Origin of the sequence: Sodalis sp. dw_96 (assembly GCF_018449575.1) — a bacterium.
Lineage (GTDB): Bacteria > Pseudomonadota > Gammaproteobacteria > Enterobacterales > Enterobacteriaceae > Acerihabitans.
The window spans coordinates 13,560-29,219 of record NZ_JAAVUT010000020.1; the positions used below are offsets into that span (position 1 = coordinate 13,560).

General features: G+C 55.1%; 15 protein-coding genes. 8 read left to right on the top strand and 7 right to left on the bottom strand.

Going from position 1 to position 15,660, the window contains the following annotated elements; translation table 11 throughout:
- Window positions 1-8: 8 nt before the first annotated feature.
- Both HB631_RS21580 and HB631_RS21585 read left to right on the top strand, forming a co-directional pair.
- Window positions 9-1,493, top strand: coding sequence for an FGGY-family carbohydrate kinase (locus HB631_RS21580; RefSeq protein WP_213993237.1), 1,485 nt, complete (start codon window positions 9-11; stop codon window positions 1,491-1,493).
- Window positions 1,483-2,370, top strand: a complete 888-nt coding sequence (locus HB631_RS21585) for an L-ribulose-5-phosphate 3-epimerase (protein ID WP_213993238.1) — start codon at window positions 1,483-1,485, stop codon at window positions 2,368-2,370. The genes HB631_RS21580 and HB631_RS21585 overlap by 11 nt, the downstream gene beginning before the upstream one ends.
- Before the next feature lie 237 nt (window positions 2,371-2,607).
- Here the strand turns inward: HB631_RS21585 and HB631_RS21590 are convergent, their stop codons facing one another.
- Complete coding sequence (locus tag HB631_RS21590; protein ID WP_213993239.1) at window positions 2,608-3,609, bottom strand: LacI family DNA-binding transcriptional regulator; 1,002 nt, start codon at window positions 3,607-3,609, stop codon at window positions 2,608-2,610.
- A gap of 331 nt (window positions 3,610-3,940) precedes the next feature.
- On the opposite strand from HB631_RS21590, the gene HB631_RS21595 reads away from it, so the two are divergent.
- Window positions 3,941-4,159: a protein SlyX gene (locus tag HB631_RS21595; protein ID WP_213993240.1), complete on the top strand. Its 219-nt coding sequence runs from the start codon at window positions 3,941-3,943 to the stop codon at window positions 4,157-4,159.
- Window positions 4,160-4,502: 343 nt separating this feature from the next.
- Here HB631_RS21595 and slyD read toward each other — a convergent pair whose 3' ends face one another.
- The 4 genes from slyD to kefG all read right to left on the bottom strand — a co-directional run bounded on the left by slyD (window position 4,503) and on the right by kefG (window position 7,751).
- Window positions 4,503-5,072, bottom strand: coding sequence for a peptidylprolyl isomerase (gene slyD, locus HB631_RS21600; RefSeq protein ID WP_213993241.1), 570 nt, complete (start codon window positions 5,070-5,072; stop codon window positions 4,503-4,505).
- Between the two features lie 94 nt (window positions 5,073-5,166).
- Window positions 5,167-5,370 carry a YheV family putative zinc ribbon protein gene (locus tag HB631_RS21605; RefSeq protein WP_213993242.1) on the bottom strand — a complete coding sequence of 68 codons (204 nt, stop codon included), beginning with the start codon at window positions 5,368-5,370 and terminating at the stop codon, window positions 5,167-5,169.
- Window positions 5,360-7,228, bottom strand: coding sequence for a glutathione-regulated potassium-efflux system protein KefB (gene kefB / locus HB631_RS21610; protein ID WP_213993243.1), 1,869 nt, complete (start codon window positions 7,226-7,228; stop codon window positions 5,360-5,362). Before kefB ends, HB631_RS21605 begins: the two co-directional genes overlap by 11 nt.
- Entirely contained in the window at window positions 7,191-7,751 is a 561-nt protein-coding gene (kefG, locus tag HB631_RS21615) for a glutathione-regulated potassium-efflux system ancillary protein KefG (RefSeq protein ID WP_213993309.1), read from the bottom strand. Before kefG ends, kefB begins: the two co-directional genes overlap by 38 nt.
- 133 nt (window positions 7,752-7,884) lie before the next feature.
- Between kefG and HB631_RS21620 the strand changes: the two genes are divergently transcribed.
- Window positions 7,885-9,807, top strand: a complete 1,923-nt coding sequence (locus HB631_RS21620; RefSeq protein WP_213993244.1) for an ABC transporter ATP-binding protein — start codon at window positions 7,885-7,887, stop codon at window positions 9,805-9,807.
- 334 nt (window positions 9,808-10,141) lie between these two features.
- Here HB631_RS21620 and HB631_RS21625 read toward each other — a convergent pair whose 3' ends face one another.
- Window positions 10,142-10,744, bottom strand: a complete 603-nt coding sequence (locus HB631_RS21625) for a LysE family transporter (RefSeq protein ID WP_213993245.1) — start codon at window positions 10,742-10,744, stop codon at window positions 10,142-10,144.
- Between the two features lie 124 nt (window positions 10,745-10,868).
- Between HB631_RS21625 and HB631_RS21630 the strand changes: the two genes are divergently transcribed.
- Both HB631_RS21630 and HB631_RS21635 read left to right on the top strand, forming a co-directional pair.
- Window positions 10,869-11,090: a YheU family protein gene (locus tag HB631_RS21630; protein ID WP_213993310.1), complete on the top strand. Its 222-nt coding sequence runs from the start codon at window positions 10,869-10,871 to the stop codon at window positions 11,088-11,090.
- Between the two features lie 166 nt (window positions 11,091-11,256).
- Window positions 11,257-12,126 (top strand): phosphoribulokinase, encoded by an 870-nt coding sequence (locus HB631_RS21635; RefSeq protein ID WP_213993246.1) that lies wholly within the window; start codon window positions 11,257-11,259, stop codon window positions 12,124-12,126.
- 46 nt (window positions 12,127-12,172) lie between these two features.
- Here the strand turns inward: HB631_RS21635 and HB631_RS21640 are convergent, their stop codons facing one another.
- Window positions 12,173-12,580, bottom strand: a complete 408-nt coding sequence (locus HB631_RS21640; protein WP_213993247.1) for an OsmC family protein — start codon at window positions 12,578-12,580, stop codon at window positions 12,173-12,175.
- Between the two features lie 313 nt (window positions 12,581-12,893).
- On the opposite strand from HB631_RS21640, the gene crp reads away from it, so the two are divergent.
- On the top strand, window positions 12,894-13,526 hold the full coding sequence (crp, locus tag HB631_RS21645) for a cAMP-activated global transcriptional regulator CRP (RefSeq protein ID WP_034895576.1): 633 nt from the start codon (window positions 12,894-12,896) through the stop codon (window positions 13,524-13,526).
- 50 nt (window positions 13,527-13,576) lie between these two features.
- Entirely contained in the window at window positions 13,577-15,658 is a 2,082-nt protein-coding gene (locus HB631_RS21650) for a YccS/YhfK family putative transporter (protein WP_213993248.1), read from the top strand.
- The last annotated feature ends 2 nt before the right edge of the window (window positions 15,659-15,660 follow it).

A 15,660-nucleotide genomic window follows, 5' to 3' on the forward strand; every position in this document is an offset into this window, starting at 1 on the left:
GAGGCCATATGGCCTGTTTTCTAGGCATTGATATCGGCGGTACGGTCACCAAAGCCGGTTTATATAGCGCCGATGGGCATGAGGTGAGCGTGGCCGAACGCTATGCCGAGGTATTATCGCCGCAACCGGGTTTTACCGAGCGGGATATGGAGGAACTCTGGCAGACGGTGTGCGACGTCATCCGCGAGGTGGTATATGACAGCCGGGTAAATCCCACCGATATTCTCGGCGTCAGCTTCTCCTCCCACGGTAAAGGACTTTACGCCATCGACCATGAGGGCAGCCCGGTGCGCAACGGCATCATCTCATCCGATACCCGGGCACTGTCGCTGGTGCAGCAGTGGCAGGAACAGGGCGTCGACAGCCTCACCTACCCCCGCGGGCTGCAACAGCTGTGGACCGCACATCCGGCCACTCTGCTGCGCTGGCTGAAAATCAACGAACCGGAGAACTACGCTCGCATTTCGGCGGTGCTGATGGTGCACGACTACGTCCGCTACCGCCTGACCGGCGTCATCGCCGCCGAAGTGACCAATATTTCCGGCAGCAATCTCTATAACCAGCATACCCGGGACTATGACCCGCAGTTGATGGAGGCTTTCGGCATCAGCGAGGTGCGTCATAAAACCGCCCCGGTGGTGGGTTCCACGGAACAGGCCGGCACAGTCACCGAGTCCGCGGCGCTCGCCTGCGGGCTGGCGGCCGGTACGCCGGTCTACGGCGGATTATTCGATGTGGTGGCATCGGCGGTGTGTTCCGGCGTATGCGACGACCGGATCCTGAGCGCCGTGGCCGGCACCTGGTCCATCGCCACCTGTGTCACCGATAGCATTATCCCGGCGGAGTATCCCTATGTCTGGGGCAGTTACTGCGTCCCGGGGAAATATTTCGTGCATGAGGGCAGCCCGACGTCAGCGGCCAATCTGGCCTGGTTTATGCGAAATTTCTGCGGTGACCAAGACACCCCCTACCAGCAGTTCGATCAGTGGGTGGCTGAGCGCAGCGGGCATGATACGGAAATCGTGTTCCTGCCCTACCTGTTTGGCTCCAATTACAGCCTCAATCTGGCGGGGGGATTGGTGGGCATGCGGTCGCACCATGAGAAAGCGGATATTATTTACGCCCTTTACGAAGGGATTGTGTTTTCCCATTTGCTGCACCAGGACCGTATCCTGCAGCTTAATCCACAGGTGAAGCGCATCCGTATCACCGGCGGACCGACCCATTCGCCGGTATGGATGCAAATGTTCGCCGATGCCGGCAACCTGCCGCTGGATGTCATTGATATCAAGCAAAGCGGCTGTCGCGCCGCGGCATTATGCGCCGCCGTCGGCCGGGGATATTATGCCGATTTCGCCGCGGCTATCGCCGCAACCCAGCCCTATGTCCGCACCTATATGCCGCAAAAGGAGGCCCATCTTCAGCTGCGCCGGCAAATGGCCCGCTATCTCAACACCGCCAAGGCATTAAGCGAGGTGAGCTATGCCCAATGATGACACCGTAACGACGGATAAAAGGATTTGCCTGGGTATTTATGAAAAAGCCCTGCCGCCGCAGCTGGACTGGCCGCAGCGTCTGGATACCGCTCGCGACCTGGGATTTGATTTCCTGGAGATCTCCATTGATGAGCAGCCGGAACGGCAGCGGCGCCTGGATTGGGATCGGCGGGAACGCCTGGCGTTTACCCAGGCCAAATTGGACAGCGGCGTGGCGGTGCCCAGCATGTGCCTGTCGGCCCATCGACGTTTTCCGTTCGGCAGCCGGGACGGCATTATTCGCCAGCGGGCCTATCAGCTAATGGAAAAGGCGCTGGCGCTGGCGGTGGATCTCGGCATCCGTAATATTCAGCTGGCGGGCTACGATGTCTATTATGAACCCTCCGATCGCCATACCAGGGCGCGCTTTATCGAAGGAATACACTGGTCGGTGGAGCAGGCGGCCAAGGCACAGGTGATGCTGTCCATCGAGATTATGGACACCACCTTTATCAACAGCATCAGCAAATGGCTTGAGTTCGAGGCGCTTATCCAAAACCCCTGGTTTACCGTTTATCCCGATCTCGGCAATCTCAGCGCATGGGGCAATAACGTGGCGGGGGAATTGACCAAAGGCATTCATAAAATCACCGCTATCCATCTCAAAGATACCTCGCCGGTGACGCCGGATTCACCGGGAAAATTCCGCGATGTGCCGTTTGGCGACGGCTGTGTGGACTTTGTGAACGCCTTCGAGACCCTCCGGGAACTGGACTATCGCGGCCCCTATCTGCTGGAGATGTGGGCGCGGGGCAAAGCGGATGACATCGACCGGGTGCGTTACGCCAAAACCTGGCTTGAGCAGCAGATGCGATTGGGGGGATGGGTATGTTAACGCGGCGCTTTTAGCCTAAACGCTGGAAAATGCCGATTACGGCCAATCAGGATCTTTGCTACGGCGTGCTCACGCCGATGGGAAAAAGAGTGTGTTCTATTAATGAATTAAGCAAAAACTATACTCGTCATACTTCAAGTTGCAGGTGGGTTGGCAATACTCGGCCCCTCCTTCGGCCTCGCCCCTTCGGAGCCGTTGCCTGCAATTCGAATTACTCGGTATATATATTTATTTGATTTAAACCGTTAGCTCTCCGGGTACATACTCCCGTAGCGGCGTCTGCATATTTTTTGGCTTTTCTATCAGTCTGAATAATATCTCCGCCGCTTTTTCACCCAGTAATACCGTGTCGTGATATATACCGGGAATCCGCTGTCCATAGGATTCACAATAGGGGGGGGTATCTATGGAAAAGAATTTTATCTGATTAAAGATGTTAAGCTGGTTACAAATCGACATGGCGCCAAGGGTAATTATTCCATTCAGGCCGACAATATATTGCGGCCAGCGTTCTTTATCCGATAGCAAATTTCTCAGGGCCTGTTCCTGGGAATCAAATTTATAATCCCCATAGATGATTTCAACCTGTTTATTATTACCGATCAACGCACCCATGATACCGGCGGTACGATCTTTGGTAATCTCCGAATCCTCGGGACCACCGACGATCAGCAGGCGCTGCTCCGGCTGCTCCGCCAGAAAGCGGCCGGCACGCACGCCGATCTCGATATTATTCAGAAATACGCCGCTCAATTTTTTACCATACATATCGCGGTCGATAAGCACCAGGGGAATTTGGTATACATCCGCCAGGTCCAGATAGGCCGGAGAATAAGCCTTGTCATCACGCACAGCGGAAAGCAATATTCCGCAAGCCTGGTAACTAAACAGGGTTTGAATGGCCAACTCTTCCGCCGCTTCGCTGTCATCGGTATCAAATAACATTATCTGATAGCCTTTATTCCTGGCGATGCGGGATACGGTCTGAATTAAGTGCGAATAAAAGGGATTATAAGTACTGCTGGTCACCACGCCGATAATACGGCTGCTGTTTTTTTTCAATCCTTGAGCAAAGGCATTGGGTACATAATTAAGCTCTTTGGCGATGGAAAGTATTTTTTCCCGCGTCTCGGATTTAACTAAATGAGGCTGATTAAAGACGCGTGAAACAGTAATATTGGTGACATTGGCGCGCCGCGCTATATCAATAATGGTTGAATTGGCGTTTTCTTTTTTCACCTGCCTTCCTAAATCCTTGCTGTCAATATAGACACTGTTTTCCATTGTAGGGAAGCCAGGGCGATAGCGCTACTTTTATTAGTGCTAACCCCTCGTATTCCCCGCGCCGGTGCCAAGCCCCCCCTTTACCTGACTCGCCGGTTCATCGCCTCCCGCGGCAGGCCTCAATGCAGATCTTTTGTCAAGGGGCTAAAACGGCAGGCTTAGGACGGGTAATAGCGGCGTTTTATCGTTACAATGGACATCGGATCCAGATCCACATCAACGTGGCAAGACGCCTGCAGGGAGAACGCCCCCCTAATTTTTTTTTACCTATCGGGAGGAGAACACGATGGAATTATCGCAATTCGAACAGCGTTTGGATTTGCTTGAAGGCCGATTGGCCTTTCAGGAAGTTACCATAGAAGAACTCAACCAAACCGTGGTGGCCCACCAGCGGGATATCAGCCGGCTACAGGAACAATTGCGCTTACTGTCCGAAAAGCTGCGCACGCAGCAAACCTCAATGATCGCCTCGCCGTCCGAAGAAACGCCCCCGCCGCACTATTGAAGACCGGGAATTCACTCGAAAAAGGCCCGCCGACACCGATGCAGAAGCAAACGTGTTAAAGGGAAACCGCGCTGATGGGGTCGAATCGGGCATGGGTTTTCTGCCCGACCGAGCGCCCCACAGCACGGTAAGCCCGCTATCACCAATGCGGAACCAAACGTGTTAAAGGGAAACCGCGCTGATGGGGTCGAATCGGGCATGGGTTTTCTGCCCGACCGAGCGCCCCACAGCACAGTAAGCCCGCTATCACCAATGCGGAACCAAACGTGTTAAAGGGAAACCGCGCTGATGGGGTCAAAGCGGACGTGGTTTTTCCGGCCGGCGACAGCCGGCCCTTAAATCCTTAATGACAGCCGCAGCCGCCGTTACCGTCGCAGCTACCGCCGCCTTCGTGGTCGTGACCATGCCCGCCGCAGCACTCATCGCCATGTTCATGCTCATGATCGTGCTCGCCATGGACATGCCCATGCTCAAGTTCTTCGGCAGTGGCTTCACGAATGGCCAGCACTTCCACGTTGAAATTGAGGTCCTGTCCGGCCAGCATATGATTGCCGTCCACCACCACATGATCGCCGTCGACTTCGGTGATTTCCACCGGAACCGGACCTTGATCGGTCTCAGCCAGAAAACGCATACCCACTTCAAGCTCTTCGACGCCCATAAAAACATCTTTAGGGACGCGCTGAACCAGATTTTCGTCGTAATGGCCGTAAGCGTCATTGGCGGTGATATGCACGTCAAAATGGTCCCCGACGTCATGTCCGTCCAGGGCTTTTTCCAGGCCGGAAATCAGTGAACCATAACCATGCAGATAGTCCAGCGGCGCACTCACCGGAGACTCATCGACCAAAACGCCATCTTCTGTACGTACCTGATAGGCCAGACTGACCACCAGATCTTTTGCAACTTTCATGATATCTCCTACCGTTGGATACTAAATTGGCGCAGATTCTATCGAAAAAAAACACCTATGTATCCTCCAGCTTAAAAAAACCTGGCCAGGAAGGCTACTCCGGATCAAAAATACCGATAATGTGCTCCGGGACCGGCCTTTTCTCCGCGTTTGTTCCGTCGGTTTGCCTCTGAGTGAAACCACATTTCACACAGATCACGCTGTCTACGTCGCTATCACGCCACAGGGCCAGAGTATCCTTGCTTTGACATTGAGGGCATACCGCACCGGCAATAAAGCGTTTGCGCTTAACCGTCATAAGGTTTATCTCCCTGCTGATCGTCCTCTTCCCAACCGTTTAACTGCCATCGTTCCTTCATCATTTCCCGCTGGAAAATATCCTCCAGCTCGCGCCGGGACTCCTTAACGCGGGATATTTCCGCCAAATCCCCCTGTATCTGCGGCATCAGTTCCCGCAACATCCGTACATCCAGTCGGCGAAAATGCTGCTGCGCGCGATGGGCCTGATGGGGGTGCATACCCAATTCCAACAAGGCCTTGCGCCCCAAATCCAGGGCGCTGGCAAACGTCTCCCTGGAAAAATGGTCTACGCCGGCCTGCAATAATTCATGGGCTTCCACACGACCGCGGGCGCGCGCCAGGATTTTCAAATGGGGAAAATGCTGCTGGCACAGGTGCACCACCGCCATGTTCGCCTCCGGCGTATTGGCGGTCACCACTATCGCCTGCGCCTTTTCCGCGCCGGCGGCGCGCAGCAGTTCAAGTTCCGTGGCGTCGCCGTAATACACCTTATAACCATAGCTACGCATTAGGCTCACCACACTGATATCTCGCTCAAGTACCGTGATGCGCATCTTATTCGCCATTAATAACCGTCCCACCACCTGGCCGAAGCGACCGAAACCGACAATGATCACCTGCGGATCGTCGTCGTTCACGAACGGCTTTTCATCATGCTCTTCTTGGGCGTTGTAGCGGCGGGTCAGAATACCGTCGATAAACTTCATCAAAAGCGGCGTGGTGATCATCGACAGCGTCACGGTCACCAACAGCAGCGCCAATAAATCCTGTGACAGGATTTTCTGCGCCCCCGCCGCCGAGAACAGGACAAAGGCAAATTCGCCGCCCTGGCTTAATACCCCGGCGAATTGGAGCCGGACCGAGCGCCGCAAACCGAAAATGCGCGCCAGAATATACAGCACCACTCCCTTCACCAGCACCAATATCGCCAGGCCGGCCAAGACCTGCAGCAAATGGACATACAGGACCCCCAGATTGAGCGCCATGCCCACCGAGATAAAAAACAGCCCCAGCAGCAGTCCCTTGAACGGCTCAATGGCGATTTCCAGCTCGTGGCGGTATTCGCTCTCAGCCAACAGCACCCCGGCTATAAAGGTGCCGAGGGCCATGGAAGCCCCGAGCAAATCCATAAATAACGCCGCCCCCAGCACCAGCAGCAACGCGGCGGCGGTAAAGACTTCACGCACGTTGGCGGCGGCGATATAACGAAACAGCGGCCGCAATAAATAACGGCCCCCCACCAGCATGATGAAAAACGCCGCCACCTTCATGCCGATCTTCATCCAATCGCTGGGTACGCCGCTGCCGCCGCTGAGGAACGGAATCACCGCCAGCGCCGGTATCACCGCCATATCCTGGAACAGCAACACCGAAAAGCCCAGCTGGCCGCCTTCATTGCGGTTCATGCCTTTGTCGCGCATCAACTGCAGCGCGATGGCGGTGGAGGACATGGCCAGACCGATGCCGCCGATGAGAGCCGATTGCCATGAGGCATGGGTCAGCAGCAGGACCGCGCCCAGCAGACATGCGGTAATGACCAGCTGCGCCGTACCGACGCCGAAAATCGACCGACGCAGCTGCCATAGTTTGCTGGGGTTCAGTTCCAGCCCGATGATAAACATCAGGAACACCACCCCCAGTTCAGAAAAGTGCAGGATTTCATCTACGTCGCGGATAAAACCCAGCCCCCATGGCCCGATGGCGATACCCGCCGCCAGGTAGCCTATCACCGCGCCGATACCCAGGCGCTGGGCAATGGGCACCGCCACAACGGCGGCAAACAGGAACAAGACGACGGCGGTTAAAAATGACGGACTGCTATCCAAGACGCTGCCCTCTTTCCTGCAGTGGCTCATTAAGCCAGCGCGCATAAGCATCGGCATGACGCATCAGGGCGTCAGGCGTTTGTCGCCTGGCCCAGTAAACCACCAGCGGCGGTACCCACTGCATGCGACAAAGCGTCGCGGCCAGTTCAAAGGGGCGCAGAACTTCCTCCATGGTGGCGCGGTTATAGCCCAGATGCTGATAAGCGGTTTCGGGCTCGCCGGTGGTAATAACCGAGCGCCAGTACTTTCCGGTCAGGGCGTTGCCGCCGATGCCGCTGGCAAAACCCCGCGTCAATACCCGGTCGAGCCACTCCTTTAACAGCGCCGGACAGCTATAGGTATAAAGGGGATGTTGAAACACAATCACCTGATGCTCACGCAACAATTGCTGTTCATGGTGAATATCGATAAAAAAATCCGGATATTCCGCGTAAAGATCATGTACGGTGACATGCGCAAGGGGCGATGCCGCTTGCAGCAAAATACGGTTGGCAACCGAATCCTGTGATTCGGGATGGGCATACAGCAACAAAACTTTGGGTGGTTGTGTAATCAATTCCCCTCCAAAGCGTCGTCAGGGCGCGGGTTTTCCGCTACCATGCTCCGCGAAGTCAAAAACCAGGACGTTTTGCTCTGGCTAGCATTCAATGATGTCAATTTAACATACTCTCAAACTATGGCGCTTTATGATTGTCTTCTCATCTCTGCAAATTCGTCGCGGCACCCGGGTACTGCTGGATAATGCGACCGCCACGGTGAACCCGGGGCAAAAAGTCGGGCTGGTGGGCAAAAACGGCTGCGGCAAATCGACACTTTTGGCATTGTTGAAACATGAACTCAGCGCCGATGCCGGCAATGTCACCTTCCCGGCCAACTGGTCCCTTGCCTGGGTCAATCAGGAAACGCCCGCATTGGACGAACCGGCTTTAGACTATGTTATCGACGGCGATCGAGAATATCGTCAGTTGGAATCCGAATTACAGCTGGCCAATGATAAAAACGACGGTCACGCCATCGCCACGCTGCATGGCAAACTGGATGTCATCGAAGCCTGGACCATTCGTCCGCGCGCATCCAGTCTGCTGCATGGCCTGGGTTTCAGTCAGGAACAGCTGCAAAGACCGGTGAGCGATTTTTCCGGCGGCTGGCGGATGCGCCTTAACCTGGCGCAGGCGTTGATCTGCCGTTCCGATTTACTGTTGCTGGACGAACCCACCAACCATCTGGATCTGGATGCGGTCATGTGGTTGGAAAAGTGGCTGAAGAATTACAACGGTACGCTGATCCTGATTTCCCATGATCGGGACTTTCTCGATCCCGTCGTCAATAAGATACTGCATATCGAACAGCAGTCATTGAACGAATATACCGGTAATTATTCCTCTTTTGAGCTGCAACGTGTGACCAAACTGGCGCAACAGCAGTCTCTTTATCAGCACCAGCAGGAAAAAGTGGCGCACCTGCAGCATTACATCGACCGCTTTCGCGCCAAGGCCACTAAATCCCGGCAGGCGCAGAGCCGGATTAAAATGCTGGAGCGCATGGAGCTCATTGCACCGGCCCATGTGGATAATCCGTTCCAATTCCGGTTCCGTGACCCGGAAAACTTGCCCAATCCGCTGTTGACGATGGAAAAGGTCAGCGCCGGCTACGGCGATCGCACGGTGCTCAATTCCATCAAGTTCAATCTGGTGCCGGGATCGCGCATCGGGCTGCTCGGGCGCAACGGCGCCGGCAAATCGACGCTGATCAAATTACTGGCAGGCACCCTGGAACCCCATTCAGGCAAGGTTTCCCTGGCGAAAGGCATCAAGCTCGGTTACTTCGCCCAGCATCAGCTTGAGTTCCTGCGGGCCGACGAATCACCGTTGCAGCATATGAACCGTCTGGCGCCGCAGGAGTATGAACAGGCGCTGCGGGATTATCTCGGCGGTTTTGGTTTTCAGGGGGACAAGGTCACCGAGCGTACCGAACGGTTCTCCGGCGGCGAAAAAGCCCGGCTGGTGCTGGCCCTGATTGTCTGGCAGCGCCCTAACCTGCTGTTGCTGGACGAACCCACCAACCATCTGGATCTGGATATGCGCCAAGCGCTCACCGAGGCGCTGATTGATTTTGAGGGCGCGCTGGTGGTGGTCTCCCATGACCGGCATTTGCTGCGCTCCACCACCGACGACTTTTATCTGGTGCATGACGGCCTGGTGGAACCCTTTGAGGGAGATCTGGAAGATTATCAGCAATGGCTGGCTGACCAGCAGCGCCAAATGTCGCAAGGCGCCGACGGCCGCGAGGACTTCCCCGCCTCCACCAATAACGCCCAGGCCAGAAAGGATCAAAAGCGGCGCGAAGCGGAGTTCCGCAGCCAGACGCAGCCGCTGCGCAAATCCATCGAACGTCACGAAAAAGCGCTGGAAACCCTGGGTAACGAGTTGGCGAAAGTGGAAGCCGAACTGGCGGATTCAGCGTTGTACGATATCGCCCGTAAAGGGGATCTCGCCGCCTGCTTGCAGCGGCAGTCCCAGATAAAATCCCAGTTGGAACAGGCGGAAACAGCCTGGCTGGATGCCCAGGAACAGCTTGAAACCCTGACCAGGGAATTTGAGGCGGAGTAGCTGTCTTGCAAGCCAACCGCTTTAACCGAAGCTGAACCAAACGTGTTAAAGGGAGACCGTGCTGATGGGGTCGAAGCGGGCGTGGTTTTTCCGCCCGCCGGAGCGCCCCACAGCAGGGTAGGCCCGCTATCACCCTGGCTTGAATCGAGCCTGTTAAAGGGAGACCGTGCTGATGGGGTCGAAGCAGGCGTGGTTTTTCCGCCTGCCGGAGCGCCTCACAGCATGGTAGGCCCGCAATCACCCTGGCTTGAATCGAGCCTGTTAAAGGGAAACCGTGTTTGCTGAGGCCGGGTCGAAGCGGGCTACGGGCTGCCTGTTCGGCAAAGATTCGCCCTCAGCGCCAAATCAGCAACACGCAGGCCGCGGTAAGCAACCCCATGGCGACATTAAATATCGTCCAGGCGCGTTTGCTGCCGAGCAACCGGCCGATAAGCGTACCGAAGCCCAGCCAGACTACCCCGGCAACGATATTCACCGTCACGATACCGATACTGATGGCCCCCACCGAGGTAATATACGCATTGCCGGTCAGGCTAAAGCTGGCCACCGCCCCCAGCGCCATCAGCCAGGCCTTGGGGTTGAGGAATTGCAGCAGCCCGCCCTGGTAAAACGGAATGGGACGCGGCGGCGGCGCATCGGTATCCAATGTTTCATAGGCGGCGGTGGCTATCTTCCAGGATAACCATAGCAAATATAGGGAACCGGCCACTTTTAGCATAAAATGCAATGACGGGTAGAGGGTAATCAAACCGCCGATACCAAAAGCCACCAACAGCAAAATGCACTGCATCCCGAGCATAATACCCAGCATCAACGGTATCGAACGCCAAAAACCGAAGTTGGCGCCTGAGGCGGTAAGCAGCATATTATTGGGGCCTGGCGTAATGGCCGCAACCCAAAGAAAACCCAGCATTGAAAGAAAAAGACTCAGTTCCACGTTTCGGGGACTCCCCTCCCTGCGAATGACGGTAAGAAGCTAACAGCGCGCCGGTATCCGCACAAGGCTTTGCTGGTGAAATTTCCTCAAGGCGTTGAATCATTAACCAACGGGACATAATATGATGATTATTCCATGGGAAGAAATCGACCCTGACACCCTGTATAACCTGATTGAATCCTTTGTCTTGCGAGAAGGCACCGATTACGGCGAACAGGAGAAGACCCTGGAGGCCAAAGTCGCCGATGTCAAACGCCAATTAAACAGCGGCGAAGCGGTGGTGGTCTGGTCGGAACTGCATGAGAACATTAATATTATGCCCCGCGGCCAGTTTCATCCGGAATAATGCTGATTGGCCCCGCGCCGCCAAACATGATAACTATATTCAAGGTCTTTTATGCCGGGCGCATAACACTATACCCTAAATAATTCGAGTTGCAGGAAGGCGGCAACGCACTTGCAACTTGAAGTATGACGGGTATCGCCGTCATTCAACGAAGCGCAGGGTTACCATGTCAGCACAACACCCCATTATTGCCGTTACCGGTTCCAGCGGTGCCGGGACCACCACCACCAGTCTGGCTTTCCGTAAAATATTCCATCAGTTGAATATTCATGCCGCCGAACTGGAAGGGGACAGTTTCCATCATTTTACCCGGCCTGAAATGGACATGGCCATTCGCAAGGCCCGTGATTTAGGCCGTCATATCAGCTATTTCGGCCCGGATGCCAACGATTTCGGCTTATTGGAACATACCTTCCTCCAGTATGGGCTGACCGGCCACGGTAAAGCGCGAAAATATCTGCACACTTATGACGAAGCCGTGCCCTACAATCAAATTCCCGGCACCTTTACCCCCTGGCAACCGCTGCCGGAACCGACGGATGTGCTGTTTTACGAGGGACTGCACGGCGGGGTGGTTACCGACAACCATAATGTAGCGCAGCATGTGGATTTGCTGGTGGGGGTGGTGCCCATCGTTAATTTGGAATGGATACAAAAACTGGTGCGCGATACCAGCGAACGCGGCCACTCCCGCGAAGCGGTAATGGATTCCGTGGTGCGATCAATGGAAGATTATATCAATTACATCACGCCCCAATTCTCCCGTACCCATATCAATTTTCAGCGGGTCCCCACCGTCGACACGTCGAATCCCTTCGCCGCCAAGGCCATACCTTCGCTGGACGAGAGCTTTGTGGTCATTCACTTTCGCGGCCTGGATCATATTGATTTTCCCTATCTGCTGGCAATGCTGCAAGGGTCGTTTATTTCCAATATCAATACGCTGGTGGTGCCGGGGGGAAAAATGGGACTGGCCATGGAACTGATCATGGGGCCGCTGGTAAAGCAGCTATTGGAAGGCAAACGGATCGAATAACCCAGGCGCGGCCGAAGCGCCGCGCCTGCCGCATTGCGGTCCGTAATCAGGACGGCGAACGCACCTCAACACTATGGGTGATGCTAACCGACTTGCCGAGCATCAAAGATACCGAGCAATACTTTTCCGCTGACAATTCCACCGCTCTCTCGACGATTTTATCCGTCAGGCCGGTGCCGGAAACGATAAAATGTAAATTAATATGGGTAAATAACCTCGGCGCTTCGTCGCGGCGTTCGGAAGTCAGCTTCACCTCGCAATCCCGCACATCCTGACGCCCTTTTTGTAAAATCGATACCACGTCGATGGCGCTGCAACCCCCCGCCGCCATTAGGACCATCTCCATTGGGCTTGGCGCTTTCTCACCGGCGTTGCCATCCATCAAAATCTGGTGGCCGGAGGCGGATTCACCGATAAAAGACAATCCTTCGACCCACTTTACTCGTGCTTGCATTGTGATGACTCCAGATAAAAAGGTTTCCTGCACACTACATTTTTGTGGCAAAAGTGGCAATGTTCCCTAACATACTTCATGCTGATGCAAGACAACAGAAGACACTGCTTCAAACCTATGCTAAAAACAAGGCTGGATCGAACTCATGATAATGAAAGGGCAAGAGGGCGATCGGAACATCACAAAAACCAGACCCTAATAAGTTCCCTAACGTCGCTCCGTTTTCGACGGAGTTGGATAGATTAAATAGCGCCGTAATAGGGAATACGATGTCCCGTTCAAGGACAGCGATGACAAAAGAGGATAACAGCGAATGGTTCTCGGCAAACCGCAAACAGACCCGACTCTCGAATGGTTCCTGTCTCATTGCCATATTCACAAGTATCCATCGAAGAGTACGCTGATACATCAAGGCGAAAAAGCTGAAACACTTTACTACATCGTTAAAGGCGCCGTCGCGGTGCTGATAAAAGATGAAGAAGGTAAAGAGATGATTTTGTCCTACCTTAACCAGGGGGATTTTATCGGGGAATTAGGCTTATTCGAAGAAGGCCAGGAGCGCAGCGCATGGGTTCGAGCGAAAACCGCCTGTGAAGTGGCTGAAATTTCATATAAAAAATTCCGACAATTAATTCAGGTTAATCCGGATATCCTGATGCGTCTGTCGGCCCAGATGGCCAGCCGCCTGCAGGTAACATCGGAAAAAGTCGGTAATCTGGCGTTTCTCGACGTCACGGGACGCATCGCGCAAACCTTGCTGAACCTGGCGAAACAACCCGATGCCATGACTCACCCCGACGGTATGCAAATCAAGATTACCCGTCAGGAAATCGGGCAGATTGTCGGTTGTTCCCGTGAAACGGTCGGCCGTATTTTGAAAATGCTGGAAGATCAAAATCTCATCTCCGCACACGGCAAAACCATTGTCGTTTACGGTACGCGTTAAACGTTAATCAAACAGGCGTGGTACTCTGTGCCACGCTTTTTGTTGGCAGCATGTGGCGTCGACTGATCTACCATCCGGAAGTCAATTATGCCTTGCGGCAAACCATCGTGCTTTGTCTGCCGGTGGCGGTAGGTCTATTGTTCGGCAGCCTGCAAAACGGTTTGTTATTCTCATTGGTGCCCGCCTGTTGCAACATCGCCGGCCTGGACACGCTGCATAAACGATTTTTCAAACGTCTGGCCATCGGCGGCGCACTATTCGCCGTCAGCAGCGTACTGATCCAGTGGCTGCTCTCCATCCATGTACCCTTGCCCTTCGTCATGGTCGGCCTGGCGCTGCTGCTGGGTGTCACCGGTGAAATCAGCCCGCTGCACGGCCGATTGCTGCCCGCCTCCCTGATCGCCGCCATTTTTACCCTCGGTCTGGCGGGTAACGTTCCGGTATGGGTCCCGCCGTTGCTGTATATCGCCGGCACCGCCTGGTACGGGCTGTTCAACGGCCTGTGGTTCCGGTTGCTTAAAGAGCAGCCAATGCGGGAAACACTCAGTCTGCTTTACCGGGAACTGGCGGACTATATCGAGGCGAAATACAGCCTGCTGACCCAGCATATCGACCCGGAATCCGCCCTGCCGCCGCTGTTTGCCCGTCAACAGCAGGTGATTGATCTGATTGCGCAAATTTATCAGCAGTTGCATATGCTGTCGGCCAACCATCAGCTTCAGTACAAGCGCTTGCTGCGATCGTTTCAAGTGGCGCTGGATTTGCAAGAGCATATCGCCGTCAGTTTGCATCAGCCGGACGAGGTGCAAAAGCTGGTGGAACAGAGCCATGCGGAAGCGGTCATCCGCTATAATGCGCAGTTAATCGCCGCCCGACTGCGGGTGGTGGCGGACGATATTCTTTATCACCGGCAATCGGGTCGTTTCACTATGGCGGAAGCCCTTTCGGCAGTGGAAAAAATCGCCCAGCGTAATCCCGATAACCCGGTTGGGCAATTTTGCTACTATCATTTCAGCCGCATCGCCCGGCTGCTCAAAACTCAACGCCCGCTCTACCGGCGCGACATCATGGCGGATAACCAACAACGGCTCTCTTTCTGGCAGGCGCTGCGCAGCTATTGCTCATTCAAATCCATGGCGCTGCGCAACGCCGCGCGGTTAGGCATTATGCTGGCCATCGGCAGCAGTCTCGGGCTGGTATTCAACCTGCCTAAACCCTATTGGATTTTGATGACGGTGATGTTTGTCAGCCAAAACGGCTACAACGCCACCCGGGTAAGGATCCAGCACCGGGCGCTGGGGACCCTGGCCGGTCTGGTTATCGCCGCCGCTACCTTGCAGCTTCACCTTAGCGACGGCACGGTGCTGTTGTGCATGCTGGTGCTGACACTGGCGGCTTATCTGGTTTTACGGAAAAACTACGGACTGGCGATGACCGGGTTTACCGTTACCGCCGTTTATACCCTGCAACTCTTGTCCCTGAACGGCACCCATTTCCTGGTACCCCGGCTGGTGGATACCCTCATCGGCTGCATGCTGGCGTTCGGCGGTATGCTTTGGCTATGGCCGCAATGGCAAAGCGGCCTATTGCGCAAGAACGCGCATCAGGCGCTGGAAAGGGATCAGGACGCGTTGCGGCTGCTGTTACAGGCGAATCCGGAACCGGCGGCATTGGCTTATGCCCGAATGCGGGCCAACCAGGCCCATAACGCCCTGTTCACCTCGCTGAGCCAGGCCATGCAGGAGCCCGGTTTTAACTCGCGCTACCTGACCGATATGCGATTATGGGTGACCCATAGCCAGTTTATCATCGAGCATATTAACGCCATGACGATACTGGCGCGGGATCACTATATGCTGACACCCAGGCTGGCGGAAAAATACCTGACCGCCTGCGAAGTGGCCTTGCAAACCTGCCAGCAGCGGCTGGAATATGACGGCCCGAGCAGTGATAAACCGGTATTGACCACCGCCGACGACACGCCGGAGCAACCGGGCACCCCGATGGAGCGCCATCTGCGGCGCATCCTGTTCCATTTGGGCGTCATGCATACCATCTCGTCGGTGGCGTGGCGTCAACGGCCGCAGCACGGCCGCTGGCTGGCGCGGCGATTGGGGGAAAATGCCCAATAGCC